The organism is Luteimonas notoginsengisoli, assembly GCF_042648885.1.
Lineage (GTDB): Bacteria > Pseudomonadota > Gammaproteobacteria > Xanthomonadales > Xanthomonadaceae > Luteimonas > Luteimonas notoginsengisoli.
The window spans coordinates 1-968 of the sequence record NZ_JBHRYF010000021.1 but is presented as its reverse complement, the minus strand read 5'-3'; the positions used below and the strand labels follow the sequence as shown (position 1 = coordinate 968).

General features: G+C 63.7%; 1 protein-coding gene and 1 pseudogene. Both read left to right on the top strand.

The genetic code is table 11. From position 1 onward, the window contains the following. A pseudogene (locus ACFOM9_RS16320) lies at window positions 1-172 on the top strand (OmpA family protein); the annotation flags it as partial. A gap of 202 nt (window positions 173-374) precedes the next feature. Further along, on the top strand, window positions 375-968 hold a 594-nt coding region (locus ACFOM9_RS15675), incomplete at its 3' end, for a porin family protein (protein ID WP_386713043.1).

Genomic DNA, 968 nt, shown 5'->3' with positions numbered 1-968 from the left:
GAGCGCCGTGTACGACTACCTGACCAGCAACGGCATCGACGCCGGTCGCCTGGTGGGCCCGGTGGGGTACGGTGAGAGCCGTCCGATCGCGCCGAACACCAACGACGACGGTTCGGACAATCCGGAAGGCCGTGCGCGCAACCGCCGCACCGAGCTCAACGTCCAGAACTGAGTTCGACGTCAAGCAAGACCACGAAGCCCGGCGCATGCCGGGCTTCGTTTTTCCGGCCTTCCCGCCCAGGGAGTGTGGTTAAGATTGTGCTAATACGGTATTATCGCGCCGCTCACGTGGCTCTGGGGGGATGGCCGCACGGCGTCAAAGTACCGGTGACCTCACGAGTTTCCGTCCAAGTTTCCAAAACAAGGAGTCTGCAATGAAGATCCGCCTGTTAAGTGTTGCCCTTCTCGCGGGCCTTGCCTTCGCGCAGGCCGCCAATGCACAGGAATTCGACGATCGCTGGTACCTGACCGGCAGCGTTGGCTACAACTTCCAGGACAGCGACCGCACGACAGATAGCGCGCCCTTCGGCACCATCGGCCTGGGCAAGTTCATCAGCCCGGAATGGTCGATCGACGGCGAGCTGAACTACCAGAATCCGAACCTCGAAGCGAACGATGATCTGAACTGGAGCCAGTACGGCATCTCGATGGATCTGCGTCGCCACTTCATCGCCGAAGGCCGCAGCTGGAACCCGTACCTGCTGATGGGCCTGGGTTACCAGCGCTCGGAAGAAGAGTTCGACGCGTTCCCGAGCCCGGATTCGCCCGGTCAGATGGAAGACGGCAACTTCGCCGCCAAGGTCGGCGCCGGCGTGCAGAGCACCCTGGCCCGTCGCGTCGGCGTCCGCGCCGAGTTGGCCTACCGTGCCGACTTCAACGACACCAGCTTCGCCGCCCCGCGGGAAGACTGGTTCGGCGACATCCTCGCCTCGGTCGGCGTGGTGATCCCGCTGGGTCCGGAGCCGACC